Source organism: Pseudomonas sp. HP_08 (assembly GCF_055284095.1).
The window spans coordinates 265,724-288,076 of record NZ_JBTOQC010000045.1; the positions used below are offsets into that span (position 1 = coordinate 265,724).

The 22,353-nt window shown below is 47.4% G+C and carries 25 protein-coding genes and 1 tRNA gene; 9 read left to right on the forward strand and 17 right to left on the reverse strand.

Going from position 1 to position 22,353, the window contains the following annotated elements:
• Positions 1–142: 142 nt before the first annotated feature.
• The 3 genes from ACYAS9_RS25595 (at position 143) to ACYAS9_RS25605 (ending at position 2,022) form a co-directional block, all read left to right on the forward strand.
• A complete protein-coding gene (locus ACYAS9_RS25595; protein ID WP_463571234.1) occupies positions 143–658 on the forward strand; it encodes a hypothetical protein in 516 nt (171 codons plus the stop codon).
• Complete coding sequence (locus ACYAS9_RS25600; RefSeq protein WP_463571235.1) at positions 658–1,353, forward strand: hypothetical protein; 696 nt, start codon at positions 658–660, stop codon at positions 1,351–1,353. Before ACYAS9_RS25595 ends, ACYAS9_RS25600 begins: the two co-directional genes overlap by 1 nt.
• A gap of 78 nt (positions 1,354–1,431) precedes the next feature.
• The gene (locus ACYAS9_RS25605; RefSeq protein ID WP_463571236.1) at positions 1,432–2,022 is read left to right on the forward strand and encodes a hypothetical protein; all 591 of its coding nucleotides are present in this window, start codon (positions 1,432–1,434) and stop codon (positions 2,020–2,022) included.
• Positions 2,023–2,136: 114 nt separating this feature from the next.
• On the opposite strand, the gene ACYAS9_RS25610 is transcribed toward ACYAS9_RS25605, so the two are convergent.
• Positions 2,137–2,757, reverse strand: coding sequence for a hypothetical protein (locus ACYAS9_RS25610; RefSeq protein ID WP_463571237.1), 621 nt, complete (start codon positions 2,755–2,757; stop codon positions 2,137–2,139).
• Between the two features lie 41 nt (positions 2,758–2,798).
• Positions 2,799–3,041: a hypothetical protein gene (locus tag ACYAS9_RS25615; RefSeq protein ID WP_463571238.1), complete on the reverse strand. Its 243-nt coding sequence runs from the start codon at positions 3,039–3,041 to the stop codon at positions 2,799–2,801.
• 155 nt (positions 3,042–3,196) lie between these two features.
• Between ACYAS9_RS25615 and ACYAS9_RS25620 the strand changes: the two genes are divergently transcribed.
• Positions 3,197–3,421, forward strand: a complete 225-nt coding sequence (locus tag ACYAS9_RS25620; protein WP_463571239.1) for a DUF2188 domain-containing protein — start codon at positions 3,197–3,199, stop codon at positions 3,419–3,421.
• 34 nt (positions 3,422–3,455) lie between these two features.
• Here ACYAS9_RS25620 and ACYAS9_RS25625 read toward each other — a convergent pair whose 3' ends face one another.
• From ACYAS9_RS25625 to ACYAS9_RS25645, 5 genes are all read right to left on the reverse strand, one after another.
• The gene (locus ACYAS9_RS25625) at positions 3,456–3,818 is read right to left on the reverse strand and encodes a hypothetical protein (protein WP_463571240.1); all 363 of its coding nucleotides are present in this window, start codon (positions 3,816–3,818) and stop codon (positions 3,456–3,458) included.
• A gap of 39 nt (positions 3,819–3,857) precedes the next feature.
• Positions 3,858–4,862 carry a DNA adenine methylase gene (locus ACYAS9_RS25630; RefSeq protein ID WP_463571241.1) on the reverse strand — a complete coding sequence of 335 codons (1,005 nt, stop codon included), beginning with the start codon at positions 4,860–4,862 and terminating at the stop codon, positions 3,858–3,860.
• 143 nt (positions 4,863–5,005) lie between these two features.
• A complete protein-coding gene (locus ACYAS9_RS25635; RefSeq protein ID WP_463571242.1) occupies positions 5,006–5,578 on the reverse strand; it encodes a hypothetical protein in 573 nt (190 codons plus the stop codon).
• Between the two features lie 127 nt (positions 5,579–5,705).
• Positions 5,706–6,113 (reverse strand): hypothetical protein, encoded by a 408-nt coding sequence (locus tag ACYAS9_RS25640; RefSeq protein ID WP_463571243.1) that lies wholly within the window; start codon positions 6,111–6,113, stop codon positions 5,706–5,708.
• Between the two features lie 455 nt (positions 6,114–6,568).
• Positions 6,569–7,027, reverse strand: coding sequence for a hypothetical protein (locus tag ACYAS9_RS25645; protein ID WP_463571244.1), 459 nt, complete (start codon positions 7,025–7,027; stop codon positions 6,569–6,571).
• Positions 7,028–7,259: 232 nt separating this feature from the next.
• On the opposite strand from ACYAS9_RS25645, the gene ACYAS9_RS25650 reads away from it, so the two are divergent.
• From ACYAS9_RS25650 to ACYAS9_RS25670, 5 genes are all read left to right on the forward strand, one after another.
• Entirely contained in the window at positions 7,260–10,052 is a 2,793-nt protein-coding gene (locus ACYAS9_RS25650; protein WP_463571245.1) for a hypothetical protein, read from the forward strand.
• A gap of 49 nt (positions 10,053–10,101) precedes the next feature.
• Positions 10,102–12,702, forward strand: a complete 2,601-nt coding sequence (locus tag ACYAS9_RS25655; RefSeq protein ID WP_463571246.1) for a hypothetical protein — start codon at positions 10,102–10,104, stop codon at positions 12,700–12,702.
• A 69-nt stretch (positions 12,703–12,771) separates the two neighbouring features.
• Positions 12,772–13,296, forward strand: coding sequence for a hypothetical protein (locus ACYAS9_RS25660; protein ID WP_463571247.1), 525 nt, complete (start codon positions 12,772–12,774; stop codon positions 13,294–13,296).
• 159 nt (positions 13,297–13,455) lie between these two features.
• Entirely contained in the window at positions 13,456–14,598 is a 1,143-nt protein-coding gene (locus ACYAS9_RS25665; protein WP_463571248.1) for a zincin-like metallopeptidase domain-containing protein, read from the forward strand.
• A complete protein-coding gene (locus ACYAS9_RS25670) occupies positions 14,598–14,759 on the forward strand; it encodes a hypothetical protein (RefSeq protein ID WP_463571249.1) in 162 nt (53 codons plus the stop codon). The genes ACYAS9_RS25665 and ACYAS9_RS25670 overlap by 1 nt, the downstream gene beginning before the upstream one ends.
• Positions 14,760–14,761: 2 nt before the next feature.
• Here ACYAS9_RS25670 and ACYAS9_RS25675 read toward each other — a convergent pair whose 3' ends face one another.
• The 10 genes from ACYAS9_RS25675 to bamC form a co-directional block, all read right to left on the reverse strand.
• Positions 14,762–15,211: a hypothetical protein gene (locus ACYAS9_RS25675; RefSeq protein ID WP_463571250.1), complete on the reverse strand. Its 450-nt coding sequence runs from the start codon at positions 15,209–15,211 to the stop codon at positions 14,762–14,764.
• Positions 15,212–15,574: 363 nt separating this feature from the next.
• Positions 15,575–16,453 (reverse strand): hypothetical protein, encoded by an 879-nt coding sequence (locus ACYAS9_RS25680; protein WP_463571251.1) that lies wholly within the window; start codon positions 16,451–16,453, stop codon positions 15,575–15,577.
• A complete protein-coding gene (locus ACYAS9_RS25685) occupies positions 16,450–16,884 on the reverse strand; it encodes a cyclic nucleotide-binding domain-containing protein (RefSeq protein WP_463571252.1) in 435 nt (144 codons plus the stop codon). The genes ACYAS9_RS25680 and ACYAS9_RS25685 overlap by 4 nt, the downstream gene beginning before the upstream one ends.
• Positions 16,885–16,971: 87 nt before the next feature.
• Positions 16,972–17,463, reverse strand: a complete 492-nt coding sequence (locus ACYAS9_RS25690) for a hypothetical protein (RefSeq protein ID WP_024666820.1) — start codon at positions 17,461–17,463, stop codon at positions 16,972–16,974.
• A 21-nt stretch (positions 17,464–17,484) separates the two neighbouring features.
• Positions 17,485–17,781 (reverse strand): hypothetical protein, encoded by a 297-nt coding sequence (locus tag ACYAS9_RS25695; protein WP_024666821.1) that lies wholly within the window; start codon positions 17,779–17,781, stop codon positions 17,485–17,487.
• A 1,065-nt stretch (positions 17,782–18,846) separates the two neighbouring features.
• Positions 18,847–19,236 carry a hypothetical protein gene (locus ACYAS9_RS25700; RefSeq protein ID WP_463571253.1) on the reverse strand — a complete coding sequence of 130 codons (390 nt, stop codon included), beginning with the start codon at positions 19,234–19,236 and terminating at the stop codon, positions 18,847–18,849.
• Positions 19,237–19,549: 313 nt separating this feature from the next.
• Positions 19,550–19,639 (reverse strand) — tRNA-Ser (locus tag ACYAS9_RS25705).
• 92 nt (positions 19,640–19,731) lie between these two features.
• Positions 19,732–20,442 carry a phosphoribosylaminoimidazolesuccinocarboxamide synthase gene (gene purC, locus ACYAS9_RS25710; RefSeq protein WP_056835104.1) on the reverse strand — a complete coding sequence of 237 codons (711 nt, stop codon included), beginning with the start codon at positions 20,440–20,442 and terminating at the stop codon, positions 19,732–19,734.
• Positions 20,443–20,470: 28 nt separating this feature from the next.
• Positions 20,471–21,229: an MBL fold metallo-hydrolase gene (locus ACYAS9_RS25715; RefSeq protein WP_463571254.1), complete on the reverse strand. Its 759-nt coding sequence runs from the start codon at positions 21,227–21,229 to the stop codon at positions 20,471–20,473.
• A complete protein-coding gene (gene bamC / locus ACYAS9_RS25720) occupies positions 21,230–22,348 on the reverse strand; it encodes an outer membrane protein assembly factor BamC (protein WP_463571255.1) in 1,119 nt (372 codons plus the stop codon).
• Positions 22,349–22,353 lie beyond the last annotated feature (5 nt).

The following is a 22,353-nucleotide window of genomic DNA, read 5'->3' on the forward strand; positions in this document are numbered from 1 at the left end:
GCGCCCTGCCCCCTTTGGTTTAAATCGATCATAGGGACACCCTGACTACCGAACAAGCTGGTCTGAATCGCTAGAGCTGTGCAGGTTCGCTGGGTATGATTCCACATACCCCGAGGAACGGTCAGCAGACCTAGGAAATCCCATGGAAGAGCTTGACCCTCAGTCCCTCCAATTCAAAGAGATGTGTGCGTACTACGGCGCAGCGATGCACATGGCGCAGGTGCTTGAACATGGCATGGTAAACGCGTTGTTTTTCTTAGATTTCTTCCCTCGAAAGGGCGAATGGACAGACGAGGAATACGAGGATTTTTTTGAAGACAACATCTCGAAAACCTTCGGCAAGCTGGTCCACTCTCTCAAGAAAATCTCGACCGTGCCAGCCGATCTGGAATCGTTGATTCATCGGTCGAACAAGCGCAGGAACCACCTTGCGCACACCTTCTTTCGCGAGAACATGGACATGCTGTACGCGGGAGGTTTCGACGAGATTGTCACTGCCCTGAACGAAGACATTGAGCTGTTTTCAGAGACCGACAAGCGCCTCACCGCTCTCCTTGAGCCGCTATGGCTGCAAGCTGGCTGGACGATGGAGCGTATCGAAGCCGAGGCTGCCCAGTACAAGGCTAAACTGAAAAACAAACGTAGCGAGGGTCAGTGATGTTCAGCAGCAATGGTGATGATTCGTTCCGCGCCTACCTGAACGCCGGGACTGAGAATGTGGACGAAATTGTGGCTGCAGGCTCGCCGTTCCTGACCATGATGGACGACCTTGATACTTTTCTGACCGAGCACGTCAGTGGCTCTGACGTTCAGCCTGACGATCTGGTAATTCACTCCATGCGCATCAATGCTCGATTCCTCCTGATGACCTCTTTCAGGATCGGCATGACAGGTCACGCTGGTGGTGTCTTCCCTACCCTTCGCACCGCATTGGAGACAGCCTGCTACGCGCTCATCATGAGCAAAGACCAAACCTTGTCAGAGGTATGGTTGAAGCGGAACAACTCACCAGAAGACCTCAAAGCATGCAAGAAAGCTTTCCAGTCGCCAATCAAAGCCGCACAGAATCTGGTAGATAAACATGACCCTAAGCTGGGCGCATGGATGTACGAGCTATACGAAAGCTCCATCGACTTTGGCGCTCACCCAAACGCCAAGACCGTAACCCTTCACACGCGCATGTTTGATGATGAAGTGGGCTTCACACGATTCGAAAATGTGGGGCTGTACGCAGTCGGGAATTATGGCTATGAGTGTGCGCTTCTCGCGTGTGTAGAGACTGGTTTGGTCACAGCTATCGTCCTGTCCATGACTCACGAAACCATGTCACCGGCAGCGATTCAGGAGGTTTAAGCCTTGAACGACCAGAAGAACGCCCTTGAGGACTTGATACGCAAGAAGCACGCATGAAAAACCATAGAGGAATTATCCATGGATGAAGCTTCAAGATTCACTTTTTATGAAAAAATATATTTTTACGAGCTTGATAGAAAGGAAAAACTGATTTCACGGTTGAATCTTCCACTAACTATTTTAGTGGTTTTGCTTTCATTCTTTTCATACATGCTTGCCAAAGCCCCTACCACCGATGATGGATATGTAGGAGTTTTCTTTTGGACCTTTTACTTTTGCGCATTAATTTGCATGCTTCGCGGAGCTTATTACTTTTGGATTTCTTGGCAGTTACCCGACTACGACCGAGGACTGCCAACGCTTAATGAAATGGAAAAATATCGCGCCGAAGCCACTGCACATTTTGCAGTTTACGGAGAAAACGAAGACGACGCTGAGACCTATTTCAAAAGTGTTATCTTGAACTATTACATCGAAGGCGCTTCAGTCAACACCGAAAATAACGACAAGCGGGGGCGAAACCTCACCGCACTCGCTTCCAACGTAACCTTGACTATGATTCTTTCTGTGGCGTCTTTCGTCCCTTTTTACGTCCTTCAGCAGGAGATTAACCAGCATGAGCAGTCAAAAACCACCACCGCCACCCCCGCCTCCAATGCGGTTCGTTAAAGACCATGGAAGAGATCTTCCAAAGTCGCCACCTCCACCACCTCCGCCTAAGAAGGACTAAACGCAGACCATCCAGCCCTGCACAGGTGGGGCTGGTCGGTTTGTGTCTAGGATCTATCGAGCGCCCAACGCCTTCAGGCTCAGCTCATTAATTTTGATTCTGTTCTTGAGTGCGTTACCCACATCAGTGTCACAGCTTTCCATCACACCCGCTGACGGGTTCGGACCCGACTTTCCAGAAGCCTGATATTCGTCATAGGCTTTGTAGCCCATTAACTGATACTCCACGTCCACCTTGCCGAGCAGGTTCTTCATGAAGATGGGGATTCGCGTGTGGTCGATTTCAGGTGCGACTTCCAACCCCTTTTTCAGAGACGACAGGTAGCCGTCATACAGGGTGTCTTTGCGGCATCCTTTCAGGCTCGCCAGATCCGTTGGAGCGAAATTTCTGTAGTACCACTCGATGTCAGCAGCCGCCGCTTGAAGCGACGCACCCAACCCTACACACACCATCCCAGCCTTCAAGAATCCCTTCACTACCCTGCCACCCTGTTCACGTAATCGACTTGATGAGATATTCGCCTTTATTGCGCAAGTTGCCAACGTCTTTGGAGACGGGATACCACTCAAAATCCTCAGCCGGTTGGGGGCGATGTTGTAGCGCCTGATAGGCGTCTGATCGACCTTGGCGAACAGATCCCCTTGAGGGTCGAGTTCTTGAACGTATTCGTCCATAGACCGGAACATCACAAAGCGTCCGCACATACCCTTATCCCTCAAAGCTTCGGAATCTCGCCAGTTGCCTCAGCAATCGTAGCTAAGGTCTCCTCCATTGCGGCGATCTGGTCTTGAAGCTTGATGAACGACAGATGCACAGCACCATCCACGTCAACGGTTTGTGAACCACGTAGCGAGTCCACCTCGGATTCATCCACCGCTTCCAGCTTATTCACAGCTTCACGGAGCATTCGAAGCTGGTCAAAAATCTCGGCGACCAACGCCTTGCTGTCTTTGCTCATCAGTCCTACCTCACACGCCAATACCAAGCATTACTGTTCTGATGCTGCGCAGACGGGTAAATTCAGGATGAGTGATTAAGTGGAACTCTTGAGGGCAAAAGCGCCTCCCAAATAGCGTCCCAAAGCGTTTTTGATTCGAAGATCAGGAGAGCAAAATGGATAACTACCACATCACCAAATCCGGCGACCACTGGATTCTCAAGAAGCAAGGTGCTGAACGAGCTTCAAAGACTGCTGACACAAAGGCAGAAATCATCAAGCTTGCTACGGCATTCCTTGAGGGCAAAACTGCCTCACTGAAAATCCACAAGGAGGATGGGACCATTCAAGAAGAACGCACCTACCCTCGCAGAGCTGATCCAATAAAAACCAAAGGTTAGGTTCATCCGAAAAACAGCCCGCATTGCGGGCTTTTTATGCACAATGTGACGACAGCGCTTGCTTGTGAATCTTCTTAAACCCTTTCAGAATCTTTACAAACTCTAGATCCTGAACTTTGCGACGAAAGCACTTTTCAAAAACTTCATTGCAGCGAGATCTTACTTCCACTTCGCAACAGTCGTTATCAAGCCTCAACGAATCATTCCACGTAGTAAAGATTAAACGGGAAATGATTTCATAGACAGGCTTTCGCTTCGGGTGAATCATCCATCCTAAAGATCTATTATTGAATCCACCAAACATCGAAAACGAAGCCTTGTGTGATTTTAATTCTGCTTCACATTCTTCGACACTGACAAACTCGAAATTGACTGCACCACCTTCTCTTGTAGCCATTTACAAAACACCTATTCAGATTTATTTCAAAAAGATTAATCAGCTTGCTTTATGCAGCACATGAAGGTATTCAATCACGAAGGCTTCTTTTGAGGCATCTGTGCGACTTTTGAATTTCTTGTACTGCATTTGCTTGATCTCATATTTGCCGTGCGAACTCATCACATCAGCAATTAACTCCACAGGCATGATGCTTTCGTTCGAATAGCTCATGACCAGATATTCGAAATTCGCGGATTCCACCAAACGCCTAAACTCATCTTCGACCTTAGGTTTGCTCGACCACGGAGAAACGTTCCTGCCTTCCGGGCGACCGGAAATGCCGTGAATCCTCGGTTGCTCATTCTGAGCAATGGTGTTCAAGACGTGATACGCATTGCTGTACTGCATTGGCGTGTAGGGCGGATCGAGGTAGAGAATGTCGCCACGGATCTCTTGAATCAGGTGGTTGGCGTCTCCTAGATATACCTCATTGCTCGCTACAGATTCCTTCAACTCGAACGTCTTGAACTCAATCGGTTTGAGCGCAGTAGCACTAAATTTCTTGAGGTATGCGGAGTACAAACCAGTCGTGTTCGAAACCTTGTCTGCGGCTTCCAAGACGGAACAGAGGCAGTAATAAAATTGCTGGTCAGTCAGCTCGCTACGTCCATACATGTCGTAAACGAGGCTGATTCCCGCATCGATCTTCATAGCATTTCCATCAGTGAAATAAGTGCGCCCAGCTTGCTCACTATAATTTTTAAAAATGAAACCTTCTTCACCTTCCATTGCATAATTCATCCAGTCAACTATTGGCTGACATTCATAAACTATAGATGAATCGTTGATTAACAGATTGCTCAACGTTGCAAACGAATAGTATTCAAGATCATTCGCAACGACCTTAAAACGATCCTTGAAATGGTTAGCGACCTTTCCCGAACCGCTGAATAAATCACACAGCACGATTTCCTCAGACGGTTTATCGATTTTACCAACGCATTCTGTCACGACAGAATCAATGAAACCCAACAGCTTTTTTTTTGATCCAAGATATTTCAAACGCGCACAGAGCGGCTCACATCGTTAGGAGTTAACATGTGGAAAAGACTTTAACTTTTCGAATTTGCACTACTGAACTCAATCAGCCTTTAGAAATGCGGACATTTCAATTAGTGCAAGTAGATGAAGCTATGCGCAACAAATTATGGTTTTTTGAATCGTGGGTATAGGTCTTGATATGCTTCCATATCAAAATGCATTCTCATGAACTGCCCACCACCTATATCAACAAAACCTCTCTGAGTAAGATCAGGCTCGACGGAGTACCCCCATAGCATTTGCCCTACAGAGTTAATCCACTCTTCCTCAGCTCGTGTACAGCTACCTTTAATCGCACGCTGAACAAATGGCTTGTCACGAAATGACGGGCGATTCACAACAATTGCGTAGGTAAGCATTTCACAAACTAGTACTGAAACGACATGGGCGCTTCTAAATTCGCTCAAAATCTTCGCGATGATCAAGCCGGGTCCGCCGCCAATAGTATCGAAACGAAACACCAATTTATCTTTTTCATCGTATTCAACAATTTCAAAATTGTAAGCTTCGCTGCCACAAGCCCAAGCGTCCTCGAAAGTCTTATCATTCGTCGGAATTACCTTTTCAAAATCAAAATAATATTGCCCATCAATGACAACAAAGTATCTATTAACAAATTCATCAATAGTTGATTTTTTACCCATGATGGAAATTTCATTTCTATATTCATCAGCCATTACAAGTTACCATTTGCGCCTCTCCCTATGAGAAGACGGAACAGTGTTACTGTTCTGGTATGCATTGCAGTATTGTTTAAAACTGCTTTTAGAAACGTGAAGGCGTTTCAGTTAATGCATGCTATCGTCAATTAAGCAATGACGAATCATCAGTCAAATCAGTCCACAATTGATGATAAAGAGCCATCAAGGCAAAAACTTCTGTGCTGGACTCTCTTGAAAGCGTCTGAAAAGAGCCGGTGTCGAGTTCACCTAAAACATTTCGAAAGAAATATCCGCCTTCAGTGATACTCGAATTTACAAATCTCACACAAATAGAAGCCTTTCTAAAAGACGTGTAGAACTTAAAGAGCACTAATATAGGTGCATACGACTCGGTTTCAAAAGCAAATGAAATCTCATCAGTTGAATCAATTATGTGTTCATAGTTGAGCACCGACGAATCACAGCCCCATGCTCTTATTTCAGAACGACCGTTTCTGGGTCGAACCTTTTCAAAATCAAAAACAGACCTACCTAATACGTCTTTACTCATGCACTCCTTTCTAAACCTATTTAGAGTTTTAGAATCACTTCTGATAGCGAAGTTTGTCTTGTATGTTTGAACCATTAAATTCCTCATTAGCGGGCATTGCTTTGCTCGACGAGACAAACGATATCATTTCGAATTTATTTGTCAAACGACCAAAACTCGCAAAAATGCAAGTTTTATCTGCTTTAAAAATCTTTAATTTGGTTTATAGGTTTTTGCGGAGTGAGTGCGAAAAATAAGAAAGGGCTACAAGCTTTGAGCTGCATGAGCCGCAGGGGTTTCTTTAAAAGAATTTAAAGATTATCCAGAAATTTCGATTGGTATTTCCTGCTTGAAGTGCTAATTCCTAATAGAAGGAATCGATCAGGAGCGAGATAGGCGATAGAAAAGTTTCTGCAAAATAATCAGGGACTGGTGCTTGCGGACGCGAATCACGACCAACCCCAAGGCTCGATCAGTCAGTTTGGCTTAAAGGTCAGCTCACCTTTTCGCCACCGAGCAACCTTCGAAATGGCTGCTTTGAGTACAGTAGTCATCCCTCCTTCTATAGGAGCAATGGCTCCGAAGACCATGAGGACTTTCTGCAGCTCCTTGAAGACGATGCCCTGCCCTAGCTCAACGCTCACCGTCGCATAGCCGCTGGTGCCGAACACGTCGATCTCTAAAGCCCTGAAGCGAACCTCAAGGCGACCACCATCTTTGGATTCCTTGATGGCAGCTTTGAAGTCTCCAAGCGACACGCTCAGACCTTGCTTGTCATCAACGAGAAGGTTCTTCTCCTTGTCGAGCTGCACCAAGTACACACCCTCGGGGCTTTGCTCACAGAGATAGATGACAGGGTATGCATGGAGAAGCTTTACCAAATCGTTCTTGAAATCACCGAGGGTAAACAGAGCTATAGGGTCGAGGTGGGACATACGCAGTAAGACGCTCAGAATGCTGGAATGGCTTGATTGTAAGCTTCAAGCGGTTGCTCTACCACCTGGAACCCATCAGCTAGCAGGTGGTTGCAGGACACAGCAAACCATCACCCAGACGCAGATCCTGTTCACTCCAAATCTGCGATTTGGGGATTGGGCATTTCCCTATCCAATACTCCTAAAACCATACAAGTGAAATGGTATAATATGACAAACCAAACGAACAACGATGAGACGCTTTCTTCCCTTTCTCTTTCTCCTTTCTGCGCTTTGCACCACTCCTGCCTTCGCTGATTCCGATTCTTCGACCTGCGGCGTGTCGCAGGACGGAAAATCAATAGACACAGAATACTTAGTCTGCCCACAGAACATCAGTCAAAATCTCAGATACAGCTTTTTAGGCAGTGCAGCATTCGGTGATGTAAATAACAACGCTGTAGTCATGAACAGGTCTTCGGCAATCGAGGACGGCTTGTCAGATGGACAGAAAGAAATCAACGCTTCGAACCAGTACACCATAGGCGTCATCGTTATGCTCGCGTGGGGTATCGCGCTATTCCTTGGAACCCTTCACCTACCAGCCCTAATTATCACGTATATCAAGGCAGGGATTTCCGGCGAGCTTTATGAGCATGAGGGGAATCCCGCTCGTTACAAAACGTGGGGGATGTACACCTTGGCTACGTCTGTAGCTGGGTTGGGCATGTTCATGCCGGGTCTGTTTGGAGTGAATCACGCCCTCAGTGGTGGCGCATACCTTTTGGTTTCAGGCTCAAACGCTGGTGCAGAGGCAGAAGCTCAAATCATAGGTAGGTTCATCAATCGTCAAATCACCGGCAACCTTGAAATCAGCTCAAAAAATGACACGCTCAAGGACTACAGAGAGAAGAAAGAAAATAGCCATACCTATTACTCAGCTCAAGCTACGGTAGCTGGGCTGATAGCGACCAGCCTTGTGATATCGAATACATCTGCGTTTAACAACGCCATCGATAACATGAAGGTGAAGGATACGAGCTGGAAGGTCAGAAACACTACGGCTGATGTGTGGCAACCGAACGATGAGGACGGAATCTCATTCGAGAAACGTTTTTCGGAAGCCCCAAACCAGACAATGTGGTCTGCAGATAAAATAACCTTTGCCAAAAACCCCACAGACATTGGCGAAACCCTTTCTTACCTAAAAGCTATCAACTACAACAAGTCGTACAGAGACTTCAATGATATTGACGCTTTAGAAAATCAAGCGTCGAAACTTATGAGCGATATTAGAACAACCTCCTTCAATAACAATCCGGCTGGATTTCAAGAAATCAAGGAGTCCGCTGCATCCCTTTTCTTCAAAGATGCGCAAGCCAACATTATGAAGAAGAATTTCTTACCGTGGATGGTGAAGTCAGATGAGATTGCTGACCTGATTGTCAACTACGCATGTTCAAAATCGCTTGGCGATAGGATGGCTGCACAAAACTTTATTGACGCTCATACAAAGGCAGATTCACCAAAAGGGAGCGGAAACCCATCGTGCGTGGACAACAACTGGAAGGTGATGGGCTTAGGTCAGACAGACCAGTACGAGACTCAAATTCATGACAAAACAAATGCATTGATTGACGAATACTATAATACACGCCTGAAAATCAACACCCAGTTCCATGCGTCAGTGTTCAATGAAGACCTCTTCAAAAGACAAGTTGAAGCTTACCAGAAGGGATTCATCAACCTTGTTTGGACCATGCCAAGCATGTCAGATGAGGCAAATCTCTCGGCAACTGCACAAAACCAGTTCGGCACATCCTCTCCGATGAACACGATCCAGACTCAAGCGGTTGGGACGTACATCATCGACGATTGGGCGAGAAGGCACGGCTACAGCGATGGTGACACGTACAACGGTCTGAACATGGGCGAAAGGGTTCGTGAATTGAACCTCATCCCGAATTCAGATGGAACGCCAAGCCTTGCTGACAGCGCCGCCATCATGCAGAAGCAGTACAGCACGAACGCCACTGCATCAGCTCAGCAAAAGGACTTCTACGAAGCCATCGGCATGGGCTTGGAAAATCCAAAAGTCGAGCTTGACGCTTGCGTGAACACGACCAAATACCCCGTCACTTGCATGCAGAAATATGGATCTCAGATAGCTGAAACCATGACTCAAATCATGTACCTCGCAGCAACCACAAAGCTGATTGGCTATGCGGCGAACGCCTACGGCGACAAGAAAAAAGAAAGGGTGATGAGCGATCAGGCTAAAGCGGAAGAAAACGCTGGTGTGTCAAAAGACAAAATCAAGAAGAACCAGAAGAAATTAATCAAGACGCCGAACTTCATGCAAATCGTAGGTGCAATCGCTGGCGGACTGGCTTCGTTCTTCTTCGGGTGGGCTTTGAAAGGCTACATTTTAGCGACGATGTTCAAGTTTCTCGTAATCTCCATCATGACCGGACCTTTCTTTTTGCTTTACATACTGAACATTTTCTACCTATTTATTTTGATAGTGACCATGCCGTTTGCAATTTTGGCTTTCTGCAAGCTGAATGACCTTGATAACCTGATGAGAATCGGCTCGACCCTTTTGGGTATCCTTTTCAGCACCATTGTATTTGGACCGTTGATTGTTTTCTTTTACATTTCGAACTGGGAGATAGCCGCAGTGCTGGACCAATCCATCATGAAATTTGCAACCAATGGACTAGGGGCAGCAGTCGGGCAAGGCGCGAATATCATCACTCAGAAAATGATTGAGCTAGTCGTCTCCGGTGCTATTTTCTTCATCGTACATATCTCATGCACAAACTACGCATTGCAGATGCTCGAAAGATCAGTAGCAGTTATGGGCTTGAAAATGCCTTACCTAAGCTTCGCTTCTACGTTGCTCAGCAGAATTGAAATGATGTGTGGAGCCGCAACTCTTGGAATGTACACTATTGTAAACGCTATCGTTGATAGAAAAACAGCTATAGGGGCTTACAACCTATTCAAAAAGGTCGGAAGGAAATACCGACCTAAGCGTCATTAATGAAGGCGCTTAATGGTATAATAAGGGAATAAAAAACATAATCACACTTATGAAGCGCTTCCTTTACTCCCTCCTTTTGTTGCTTTCCATTAGCGCCATTACTCCAGCATTTTCAGCCGATTTAGAAATTGGCAAAGACTGGGGGCTTACGTCACCAGTCGGCTACAACACTGCAAGCAAAAACCTTGAGGTCAATTACAAGGATTACGAGCGCAAACAAGCTTTGGTATTTCCTCTTCTGGAATCAGTGCTTGGCTGTCACATGACGCAGATTGTTCATGATGGACCATTCGATACTCACATATTTTTTACCGGCGAGTACAAATGCCTTGGCGCATCGAATCTGTTCAACTCTGAAACCTACCGTTTGTACATGGGACCGATTTACCTAATCGTCATTTTCTTCACCGCTATTTTTGCAGGCTTAGCGATTCGAATTCCTTTGATGGCGATTTTCGAAGCCATGATTTCAGTGGGTCAGCCTGAAAGCCAAAAGAGAAAGCAAAAGCGGGGCGAAACCGTGGGGCACTTTGTCTTAATTGGTTTCGTCATCTTATGCCTTATCCCGATTTACAAGTCAGATCCAGAAGCAGAAAACGAAGATACGAACATGCTGATGGTCGCAGGCTTCACAGCGATTGCGTGGGGCTTACAAGCAGGTAATTTCAACCTCCAAGCGCTGCTTGCCAAGCAGTCCGTTGAGCAACCTTTCGTGTCGATTCCTGTACCGAAGAACCAGCGCACAAGGGAGTTTCTTAACCTTATAGACTTTCAGATGTGCGTGAATCAGCAACCGGGCAAATCACAACAGAACCTCACATTCAACCGCTACGAAGGGCACGTCACGGCGTTCGCTCAGGTCGGTAGCTGCATACTCAACATCGACCATGAGATCGATGAGGGGACGATACTCGCGGCGTCAGCGAATGGATTACCAGATCTGTATCAATTGGGGATTGAAGCGCTCACAGACGCTTACACGGTAGCGCTCACTGATGCAGCCAACATCGCATCGAAGCTCAGCAACCACATGGACCTTCCAAGCGGAATGATTGCGTCTGAATTCGACAAAACCATGTCATGCGAAGCTATCAAGACCTATGACCTCGGACGCACCGACGCAACTGGGATGCAAGCTTATGTCTACGCTTCTGCAAGCTGCATGGCAGAGACATTCATCCAGCGCATCACTAGAGCGCCGGGAGTCACTGAGCAAAGCCTTGTGGACGCCAAGGATCGTTGGGTTCAGCTCTGCCAAACCAATACCGATATGGCGAACCTTGAAGCAACTCAAAGAGCTTGTGCAGAGAAGATGTGTGCCAGCGATTCCAGCCCCTACATGTGCAGCGCTCAGATCAACAATTACGTTCGTTTGCTTGGTAGCCGCTACGTCACCAATCCTTCTTACATGACGATGGTGGGATGGTTCGTACAGAGCCAGTACGCCTCATCCAATTTCGACAAGCCCGGCAAGCTTCTAGCGAACTCGACCAAGATCGAAAGCTACCAATCCAACATCCTTGAACAGCCTGTAATTCAGGGTAAACCAGCTTTCACTGTGCCGTACACGAAGAACGTCACCACTCAAGAGAGGCGCTGGACGACTGCCGCCATCATGGGCGCGTTCCAAGCAGAAGCGTCAATGAACCTCGATTTCTTCGGCTTGCTTGATAGGTATTTCGCGATTGGCAATGACGGTCCATTTGGTATTTTCAGGACCATCGAATGCCTCAGCTACCCAAGCCAGAAATCCCCTTCAGGCAGGATGTGCGCCTCAGTGTTCAAGGAGTTGGACATGCTTGGAAATCGACTGATTGCAGCTTCTACCGAGATCCGAATCGGCACCAAGGCACTCTCAATTATGTACACCAATCCAGCGGACAAGGCGAAGGCAAAAGCCGGTGTGGAGATGGCTCAAGCGTCTATGAAAGCATCTGCGAAGATGTTCGGTGGTAATGACGCGATGGTGGCGTTCGCTACAGCGGCTACGGCGAATGCAGAAGCCTCGGATATTTTCAGCGAGTACGGCACAGGGTTTGGACCTGAAGCCTCGTACATGATTGCCGCTGTGTACGCGAACGATGACGTAGCAGCGTTTGCAGACTCGGCAGCAACGTACATGTGGGTCATGGGAATGTACTTGAAATTCTCAATTCCAATTGCCTTCGCAATGATTGTCATATCGTTCTTCCTCGGCATGTGGACAAAAATCACTGCTACTGGAATCGCGAGCATTCCGCATTTCATCTTGACGATGGGCAAAAGCAAAAACGCAGTGGACCCCGAGACCGACACATGGAAGCCGATTGAATCCATCGTTGTTTACGTGTCGAGCTGGAGCATGTTTGGAGCATTGACGTTCCTCGGCGTAGCGTTCATCAACACCCTGTTCATGCTTCAAGCGATTCCGTTTTCAGCCTACTCGAATACCTACCTCGCATCAGCCAATGCGAGCACTATCGCAAACGCCGTGGACACGATTTTGATGCTCTGCCTGTACCTTGTGTTTGTTTCGTTCATGATTGCAGCAATTCTGAAATTTGGCGCGTATCACTTAACAGATATTATGAGAACGTGGATTTACGGAGACCACTCAAAAGCTCCAGCTTATGAGAAGGACGTAGAGGTAAATGCCAGCAAGGACGCATAATTTAAAGGGCTGCTAAGCCCTTATGCCTGCATGCGAAATGGTATAATTAGAAAAACAAATTACAATAAAATGAACGAGAAAATCTTTTATGATGAGACAAAAGCTAAAACCATAGCCAAATTTACCAAATGGATTGACCAGACTAAATGCATCACCAAAATCTACACCCTTTTATTTTTTGGAGCAGTCGCAGCACCAATCGCATGGCTATCCATATTTTATGTCATGGGGATTTATCTTAGACGAAATCCCTTCTTGAAATCTCTGATGCCTATGCCAATGATCATCATGGCGATGCAAACAGTTTTCCAAGGCGTATTGCTTTACGTAAACATAAGAATGACCGCGACCTCCAGTGGCTCTACTGAAATAATCCATGTGGTGTATTTCTGCACGATCATTTTCTTTTTCTTATTAACGTTAATTGTTAGCAAAATCCATTTTTCCGCGACCAAACGTGTCAGTCAAAATATCAGAAACATTCTATACTCCAATGGAGAACTGGCTTTACCTAAATCTCTTAAAGAAAAAGCTATAGATAAAATCAACGACGTGAAGCAAACCTTGAAGGAAGGAGTTGAGGCACTGAAATAAAATTCACATCAGATAACTGAAGCTCACCCCCCCCGCTTTGCGGGAGTGAAATGGGCTATCGCAACAACTCTAAATCTTCCTCCACATACAACAGCCAAAAGCGAAAAAAGCACAAACCAGCAAATGCTATAATGTTCACATAAAACAAATATTAAAAACATGGCAAGCCTGACAAAAAAACAAAAAAGAGATTACGCCGAAGATTCAATCCCAAAGATTTCTGACTTCCTTGAGGAGCGCATAGATAGAATATTTACAAAAATAAACGACAGTGAATACAAGAACATTTGGAATCATCCGGTTTTCACAACGCCTTACAAAAACATTGCATCAGGCACGATGTACAACCTCGAAAACTCATTGCTCCTACAGGATTCCGCCTTCGAGAAGGACTACGGCACGTCCTACTACCTCACCGCAAAACAAGGCTACGCTGAGGGCTTGAGCAACAAAGGCGAGAAATCTCACTGCATCATCAAACGCTTCGGTGTGCCGGTCGGGTATGCGAAAGACCAGCAGGAGCAAGGTTTGGAGAATGACGGGGAAGCCAAGGCAAAGGCGATCTATATTCCAGCCGCGAAGCTGACTGCAGTCTTCAACATTTCGCAGTTTACCGGCGAGCTTCCTGAGAAATTTAAAGCCCGCCTCAATACTCAGACACCTAAAGCCACACCAGAAGAGCTAGAGACGGTCTACCAAGCCGTATTGGAGACGATGCCCACTAGGCTTGTACGTGTCATCGGTTCGAACCATTACCGCCCTGCGGCAGACGTGATAGTCATGAACCCATCCAACGTATTCAAGAGCCGTCTTCACGAACTGAATACCCTCCTACATGAAGTCTCTCACTCCTATGGGCATGAGTCCCGCAAGAATCGAATCTCCTTGCGTGACTACAGCAAAGACGATAAGCACCGCGCATACGAAGAGCTGGTAGCTAACCTGTCAGCTCAATCAGTCATCAAGCATCTGGACGTGACGATAGACCCACACACCCGCGAAGAGCTGGACAAAGGGTTCATGGACAACCATACGGCGTATGACGTGAGCTGGACACGAAACAACCCCAAACCGGCTGACGTGATGAAGGCTGCGCACGATGCAGACCGCACGGCTAACCCCATCATCTATGAGGTGGTGACGAACCTCACAGCGAAATACAAAGCTAACCCTGAGCTTCCCCTGAATCCTACGATCAAGGAAATGGTCATTGCCCGTATCAGCTCTGAATCCAAACCTGAGCTTGGACATGAAGCATCGAAATCACCTTACAAAAAATCAACCTACAAGAGGAAAATCTAATGAACAAATCACCAGAGCAAATCGCAAGAGAAACGCTAGAAGAAAAAACCATCCTACGAGAATTAATCCTAGAAGGCGGATTAATAGAAGATCATGACATACCAGACGTATCACCTGAAACAGAAAAGCTGGGATACCCAGCGGATCTGATAATCTATTAATTTCAGTCCCAAGGGATGGTTTGGTTCTCTATGTTGATATTCGTGTTAGTGAAAATACTACCACCTTCTTGGACGCTAGAAAGAAATTCGCATTGCTCAATTAGCTTTCTTTGATGCCTTATAAAGCTTAGACAAGCTGCAAAGCGGCAAGCGGCGAAAGCTGGATGAGGGTCGATAAAGAATTTCCTGAAATTTTTTTTATAATTTTCGAAAGCTTCATCGCTTTCAATGTCGAACCAGCCAATGTAATAGCAGCACATGACGTGCTTCGTCAAAATGTCAGCAATTACCCCACCATCAGCTATGGTTTGCTCACGTTCCTTGGCGGGAAGAAGTTCATACCAGCGATAGGCGTCAAGGGTTTGATTCAGCTTGTGAAGCTTTTCAGTAATGTCGTATGGGATGGTGATAACCTCACCCGGCATGTACCGATCTCTGAATTTCCAAGCCATTTTCTAGAGGCTCCCCCGCAGATGGAAAAGCTCATGATTGATCGATTCCATGCGCGTGACAAGATCAAGACGAAAAAAACCGCCAACGTGGGCGGCTCAAAAACGGAGAGTTTTTTAATAACAAATTAAATAAAAATGAAAACGCAGGCAGATTCGAAATCTTATAACCAAATAATGCTTTTTTATCTACCTACTCACCTATCCTACCATTTAATAAAAAAAATCAAGCCTTAAGCAAAAATATTTTAAATAATTTCTGCATTATCCCATTCCGCAGCTATTGAATTTTGCTTGTGAGCACGGAAGCATTACGCCTTGAAGATAATTATTGATAGACCCGCAAACGCCTGCAAACGATTCCTTTTAGAAATCGCAAACCTCTTCTTTCGGCATTTCGCGCTGCACGAAGAAACCTTTTATTAGATCGATATGGTAATGCTCTTTAACCAATTTGTTGATTAGACGCTTTTCAATATCAGCTTCATTAACTACATCACCAGCTTTATCAGCGTTGTAAATCATCATCTGAAGGCACGACTCGAAATAGAAGTCATCATTGCCAGAGCGGTCGATTACCGGCGCTTCTGGCTCATCCTGCAGATCTGCCAACCCACCCTTCAAAAACGTCGCCAATCGCGTTGTACACGCATCGCAGTCACGGTTTTTTAAACGGCTAGACTTCACCAGCGTTCCTGACCTCTTGTCCCAAAACCCGGCAAGCGGGATGCAGGCTTCAAGGTCGTCGATCTTCTTCAAACCGAATTTGGATTGGAAACTACTGGCTACCTTTTTCGCGTAAATCGTGTCCTTCTTGTGCTCTGTCACACGGAATCGCAGGACCACTGAATAAAACCTCTCTAGTCGGTCGTTTTCGCTCAGGAAGCTCACGAAGCAGGGGGTTGCGCCATCAACGTCCACCAGCCTTGTCAGCTCTGCGTGACTCACGTCATAGAGTGCAACGTAGTGGTACTTCGTGGACTTGCACTTCACTGTGATGCTGTAGCCCTCAGAGTTGTATTTGCTGAGGCAATTCCAGAGCCTTGGCTGCATGAAGTCTTCCACGGCGTACCCAGTGGACCTGAAGCCTGATTTACGAGGGATATGGTTGATTGTGAGGTCTGTCCTGCCCTTTCTGCACAGCGCAGCGTTAGGCTTCACGATGACGATGAAATGGTCAGCATCGAAGGTTGAAAGCTGGCTCACAAGGAATTTCTGGCGGTCTGAGACAGAGGCGTAATTCATACTGCACCTATCACTTGCATCAGCCCAGTGTTGCTATTTATCTTTATTTCATAATTCAGATTCTTCCATCCAGTGCGAGCATACAATCCATAAAAATAATCATTCACGAATAATGATTTACTCGGCTTGAAGCAACCTGTATCAATAGACTTGAGAAAACCTGCTTTTTTCAATTTCAAAATAACGTTGTTGACAGTATGAGTAGCTACGCCAGCTTCACTAGAAATATGTTTTTTATGATAGAAATTGATATTTATCAGACCATCGGAATCGAGAAACTTCATCAGCTCCTTGAAAACCTTTTCTGTGCTGGGAGAAAACCCATTATGCGCTGCTATCAAATGAAAAAGAGTATCTGCCTTAGTGTTCATTGTTAAATTAATGTTTATTTCAAATATAGTAACATTTGAAACTGACAAATCAACAGACAAAAGAAAATATTCGTTAAAAAAAATCCTCAAATTTGAGGATTAGCAATACCTAAAAATAAATACCTATGAACTACATTGCTACGCAGATCAAAATGGCAAACCATCATTTTTCTCTACCTTTTCCTGATTCTTTTCGTAGTATCTATATGACTCAATGCACTCTTTTTTTACCTTACCATCCTTATCAATCATTTCTGAATTCAGATCATCGCAAAATCTTCCGTCCTTTTCTTTAACGTTTATGCCTGTTTTACTGAACGCTCTCGCATTGATTCTGAACAAAATGACTCCTTTCTTGTTGCCATTGATTGTGTCTACCAAATTGAGCATTCTAAGGATGTTCATAGAGCGTGTACGTGTCCTTGATTGCTTAATGCCAAGCTCCTTATCTAACTCAGCATAAGTAACTGTACATTCATTATTTCTATCCATCATCTCGCAAGCCATGTCCAAAATATCTCTGGCGTAGCTATCGGATCTATTAACTGCAGACAGCAGCGGACGAGCCTTTAGGTTAGTCTGATAAAAAGACTGCACCACATCATTGACAGATATCACGCTCTTAAAGGGGTTATTCATTTCAATCACCTAGTCTTAGTTTTAAAATTTATTTACTAAAACTTCAATTAGGAAATTTCTATTTTTCGCGTCATACTCTTCTGAAATTAGCATTTTTCTTCTTAAAATGTTGAGCGCAACCCTAACTGTTTCCTTCGACTTCCCTAGGTAAGCAGCCATTGATTCATAGTTTTGATAAGTGACTTGATGCTTACCGTAAAACTCGTCTGACTCAATCATAAGAAACATCAACAATACGTAAGCATTGGTGCTCTCATGCGCTAATTCAGCTAGTTTCTTTTTAGTATTTGGATTGTGACTGATGAACGTAGACGCCATATAATTACTCCGTTTTATTTCTTGTTTAATCAATATAGCATATTGATAACAGAAATTTCGGCGTTAGGCGAAATTTGATCGATTATTATTATAATGCAGGAATTAAAATATTAACCATTTACAGATTTCTAAGAAGGTGCATTTCTCGCAAAACACCTTGATCAAGGGAATCATAAAATAAATCCAAACCGATTTTACTCATATTTGATGACGTATAAAGTACACTGTGGTGTACTTCTTAAAAACGCCAACACAGAAATCTCTGGAAAAAAAGCCTGAACAAGTACACCACAGTGTACTTTATAAATTGGGTATTTTTGGTTATAAAGTACAGTACAGTGTACTTTATAACCTCTACAGCCCTTTAAAATCAAGGGGTCAATTTCCAACGTGTGCGCGCGCGTGTTTTTTAGATTTAAAAGCCAACAGCAAAAACCAAACCCGAACCTAACCAGTCCTGCCGACCACCAAAATTTTATAATGGGAACGGGATATTGGGAACTGAAGAAAAGAGAACTGGAAAGCAATGCGTGATGTAAATTAATCTCGCATTGAGAAATCAATTAGTCATTTCTTGAGAAAGCCCGAAGCTTGAAACAAGAACGCTTGCTACGCAGAAAGGTAAAGACCAATCGCTTCGCGGAAATGGATTTTTTCTGAATACTTCTACACCTACCCTTTGCTTTCACTTCATAATGATTCGACTAAAAAAATCAAAAGCGGGTTTTAAGCATTTATGGTTTTAGAATGAAGATTTATCCAATCATCAAATCGCACGAATTTGAGCCATTCAGAGCAATCTCTTATAAATTACACCGCGAAAGGTTCGAAACTGTAAATTTAGTGGTAAATGGCACGTTTTTAGAAGCCAAATCAAAAATCTCAAACCACAAATCCTTTGCCAAGTATCTAATAATAGATTTATAGCGAAGCTTGCACGCATCGAGAAGCCGAACCACGCCAGATCCTTTCAGGGAGACTCCCCGCTCTCACATGAGAAAATGGCAGTTCAGTACCATGCAGAGGTCACAGGCGCTCTGAACTACGTTTGGCGTGTGATCATCTTCAATCTAGAATTTCGACCCGATAAGCTGGGCTTTCAATCACCCAACCATCGCCAGTACGCACGATTGGCGAACCCGCCACGATCCGTCGAATATCACCTTCGGCATTTTCGTACACCACGAAAGCCCCGGCATTCTCTTCGTCGTTGTTAGGTGTGATTTCCACCCACTCACCGCTCTGCGTTTCAAACTTCATGAAGAGATGGAAACCCGGCTCAGGGGTGAAGATGCTGCACCTTCTTAGGTTCTGAACATCGACATTCGCTAGTCGTGTGACCCGCACGTCAGGCTTCGCTTGCTTACCCAGAGTTTCAACCATCGCGGCTAGAGCTTCCGTCGCTTGGGATACAAGGGCATCGAGTTCTTCATCAGTCAATTCTTGCGGGTTCATGCGTATCGATCCTTCGTAGAGAGTGCTCTGTGAATCGTTTTAAGCGTTTTTCTGCCCCCACCCTACCCCGATTTGTCACGGGCATGCCGAAGCGCCTCATAACGTCTTAAGTTCGCTCCGATATGAGGTGGACCTGCCTGTGAGCTTGGCTTAGACAGAACAACTCCACGATCCCCGGCAATTGGTCAAATTTTGTGCAAAAAAAAAGCCCCAATCCGAAGATTAGAGCTATTTTATTTTGGTACAAAGCGTTGGTACAAAACGCTTTTTTTGAACTCTCGTAAGTGCTTGATTTACAAGGGTTTTCAACGTATGGCGGAGAGATAGGGATTCGAACCCTAGGTACTGTTGCCAGTACAACGGATTTCGAATCCGTCCCATTCGGCCACTCTGGCATCTCTCCAACTGGCGCGCATGATACCAGTCTGATTGCAGATGTCGAGCCCTTTCTGCAATTTTTTTCGTGGTATCAAGCGCTTGCGTCAGTAACGCGCCTTACAGCGGCACGCCCAGACGGTGGGCAACTTCTTCGTAGGCTTCGATCACGTCGCCCAGACCCTGGCGGAAGCGGTCCTTGTCCATCTTCTTGCGGGTCTCTTTGTCCCACAGGCGGCAGCCGTCGGGGCTGAATTCGTCGCCCAGGACGATCTCGCCGTGGAACACGCCGAATTCAAGCTTGAAGTCGACCAGCAGCAGGCCGGCGTCGTCGAACAGCTTGCTCAGCACGTCGTTGACTTTCAGCGACAGCTCTTTCATGCGTGCCAGGTGTTCGGCGGTGCCCCAACCGAATGCCACGACGTGGGATTCGTTGATGAACGGGTCGCCCTTGGCGTCGTCCTTCAGGAACAGTTCGAAGGTGTAGGGCTCAAGCTTGAGGCCCTCTTCGACGCCCAGACGCTTGACCAGGCTGCCGGCGGCGTAGTTACGCACGACGCATTCGACCGGGATCATGTCGAGCTTCTTAACCAGGGATTCGTTGTCGCCCAGCAGTTTGTCGAATTGAGTCGGGATGCCCGCCTCTTCGAGTTTTTGCATGATGAACGCGTTGAACTTGTTGTTCACCGTGCCCTTGCGGTCCAGTTGTTCGATGCGCTTGCCGTCGAACGCCGAGGTGTCGTTGCGAAACAGCAGGATCAAGCGGTCAGCGTCATCGGTCTTGTAAACCGATTTGGCTTTGCCGCGGTAGAGTTCTTCACGTTTTTCCATGATGGGCTCCGCTTGCTAAATGGTAGGGCTAGGCGATTTGTCGCCAGTCGAGCCCACAATCTTGATCGGCCAGTTGCAGCCAGTCCGGGTCGCACCCGAGGGTATCGACGAAACATTGCCGGGCCAGCTGCGGCAGGTTGTTCTTGCTGCTCAGATGGGCCAGCACCAGATGTTGCAGTGTCTGCCATCCCAGCTCGCTCACCAGGCTTGCAGCCTGATGATTGTTCAAATGTCCTGAGTGGCCTCCCACCCGCTGCTTGAGAAAGACCGGATAACGGCCTCGGGCAAGCATGTCGCGGCAGTGGTTGGCTTCGATCATCAGGGCGTCCAGGCCCTGATAGCGTTGCAGCACCTCGGCGCAGTAAGTGCCCAGGTCGGTCAGGATGCCGAAGCGCCGCTGGCCGTCACTGAAGACGAACTGGGTGGGCTCCAGCGCATCGTGCGAGACCGACACCACGTCGATTTCCAGCGCACCTATGTGCAGCGGCGTTCCGGCGCTCAGCAGGCCGGCGACTTCCACCGGCTTACGCAGGCCGCGCAAGGTGCCACGGCTGAGGTACACCGGCACATTGTAGCGCTGCGACAGCAAACCCACGCCATGCACATGATCGGCATGTTCGTGGGTCACCAGGATGGCGCTCAGTTGCGCGGCGTCGACGCCCAGCCGGGCCAGGCGTCGCTCGGTCTCCCGCAGCGAAAAGCCGCAATCGACCAGCACGTAGGTTTCGTGGCTGGCGACCAGCGTGGCATTGCCACGGCTGCCGCTGCCCAGTACGGCGAAGCGCACTTAACCCAGGTGATCTTGAATGACGCTCAACACACGGCGTGCGACATCGGCCGGGGCCACGGTGTTGATGTTCTTCTCGACCGTAACCTGCACGCTGTCGCCAACCTTGCTCAGACGCACCTGGTAACGCTCGGCGCGCGCTTCGATCTCTTCCTTGCTGGCCTTGCCGCCGAACAGGCCGCTGAAGAAGCCAGGCTGGTTTTCAGGCTTGTCGGCGCGCTCGGCCAGGTTGATGTAGTACAGGCCCAGGCTGCGGTTGATGTCTTCTACGCGCCAGTCGCCCTGATCCAGGGCACGACCGACGCTGGACCAGGCGCGGTCCAGGTCTGCACCCAGGTTAAGCATCGGGTTGCCACTGCCGTCAGCGCCCATCGCCACACGGCTCGGGGTGTCGTAGTCACGGGCTGCCAACAGGGATACCGAACCGCCCTGCTTGGCGTTGCGGCTCAGGTTGGCGAGCAGATCGTCGGTCAGCGAAGCGTCCAGGCCCGGGCTTGCGGAGCGGTCCGGGAAGCCGATTTCAGCGGTGCTGCCAGCCGGGCGCGAAACGCTGGCCACATACACTTCGCTGGTGTTGCGCTGCACGCCTGGCTCGATACGTACCCGCACGCGGGTTTCGCTGTCGGCTGCGGTGCCACTGGCGCTCAGGCGGCGCGAAACGGAAGCCGAAAGCTCGTCCAGGCGCTGCCAGCTGGTGCTGAATTCGCCGGTTTGCGGGCGCTCTTCGGCAATCCGGAAACCATTGTCTTCAAAATACTGATGCGCCACCGACCAGACTTCGACCGGCGGGCGCTGGGCCAGGATCCAGCGCGCTTCGCCGCTTTGCTGCAGGCTGAAGTCGCTGGACTCGGCGGCACTGGTGGCCAGTGCGGCGGGACGAGGAACGGTGTACTCGCCCTTCTGGGTGCTGTCGGCCACGTTGCGCGGAATCGGCAGCAACGGGTCCAGGCGTTTGATGCCCGTGACATCGGCAGGCACTTGCATCGGTGCAGTCTGGGTCGATTCCAGGTAATCGCTACCGCGATCACGGAAGTAACCGTCAGGACCCCAGACCCAGCCACAACCACTGGTGCTGGAGATAATCAGGGCAAGTGCGGAGAATCCGGCCAATCGCTTCATTGCGT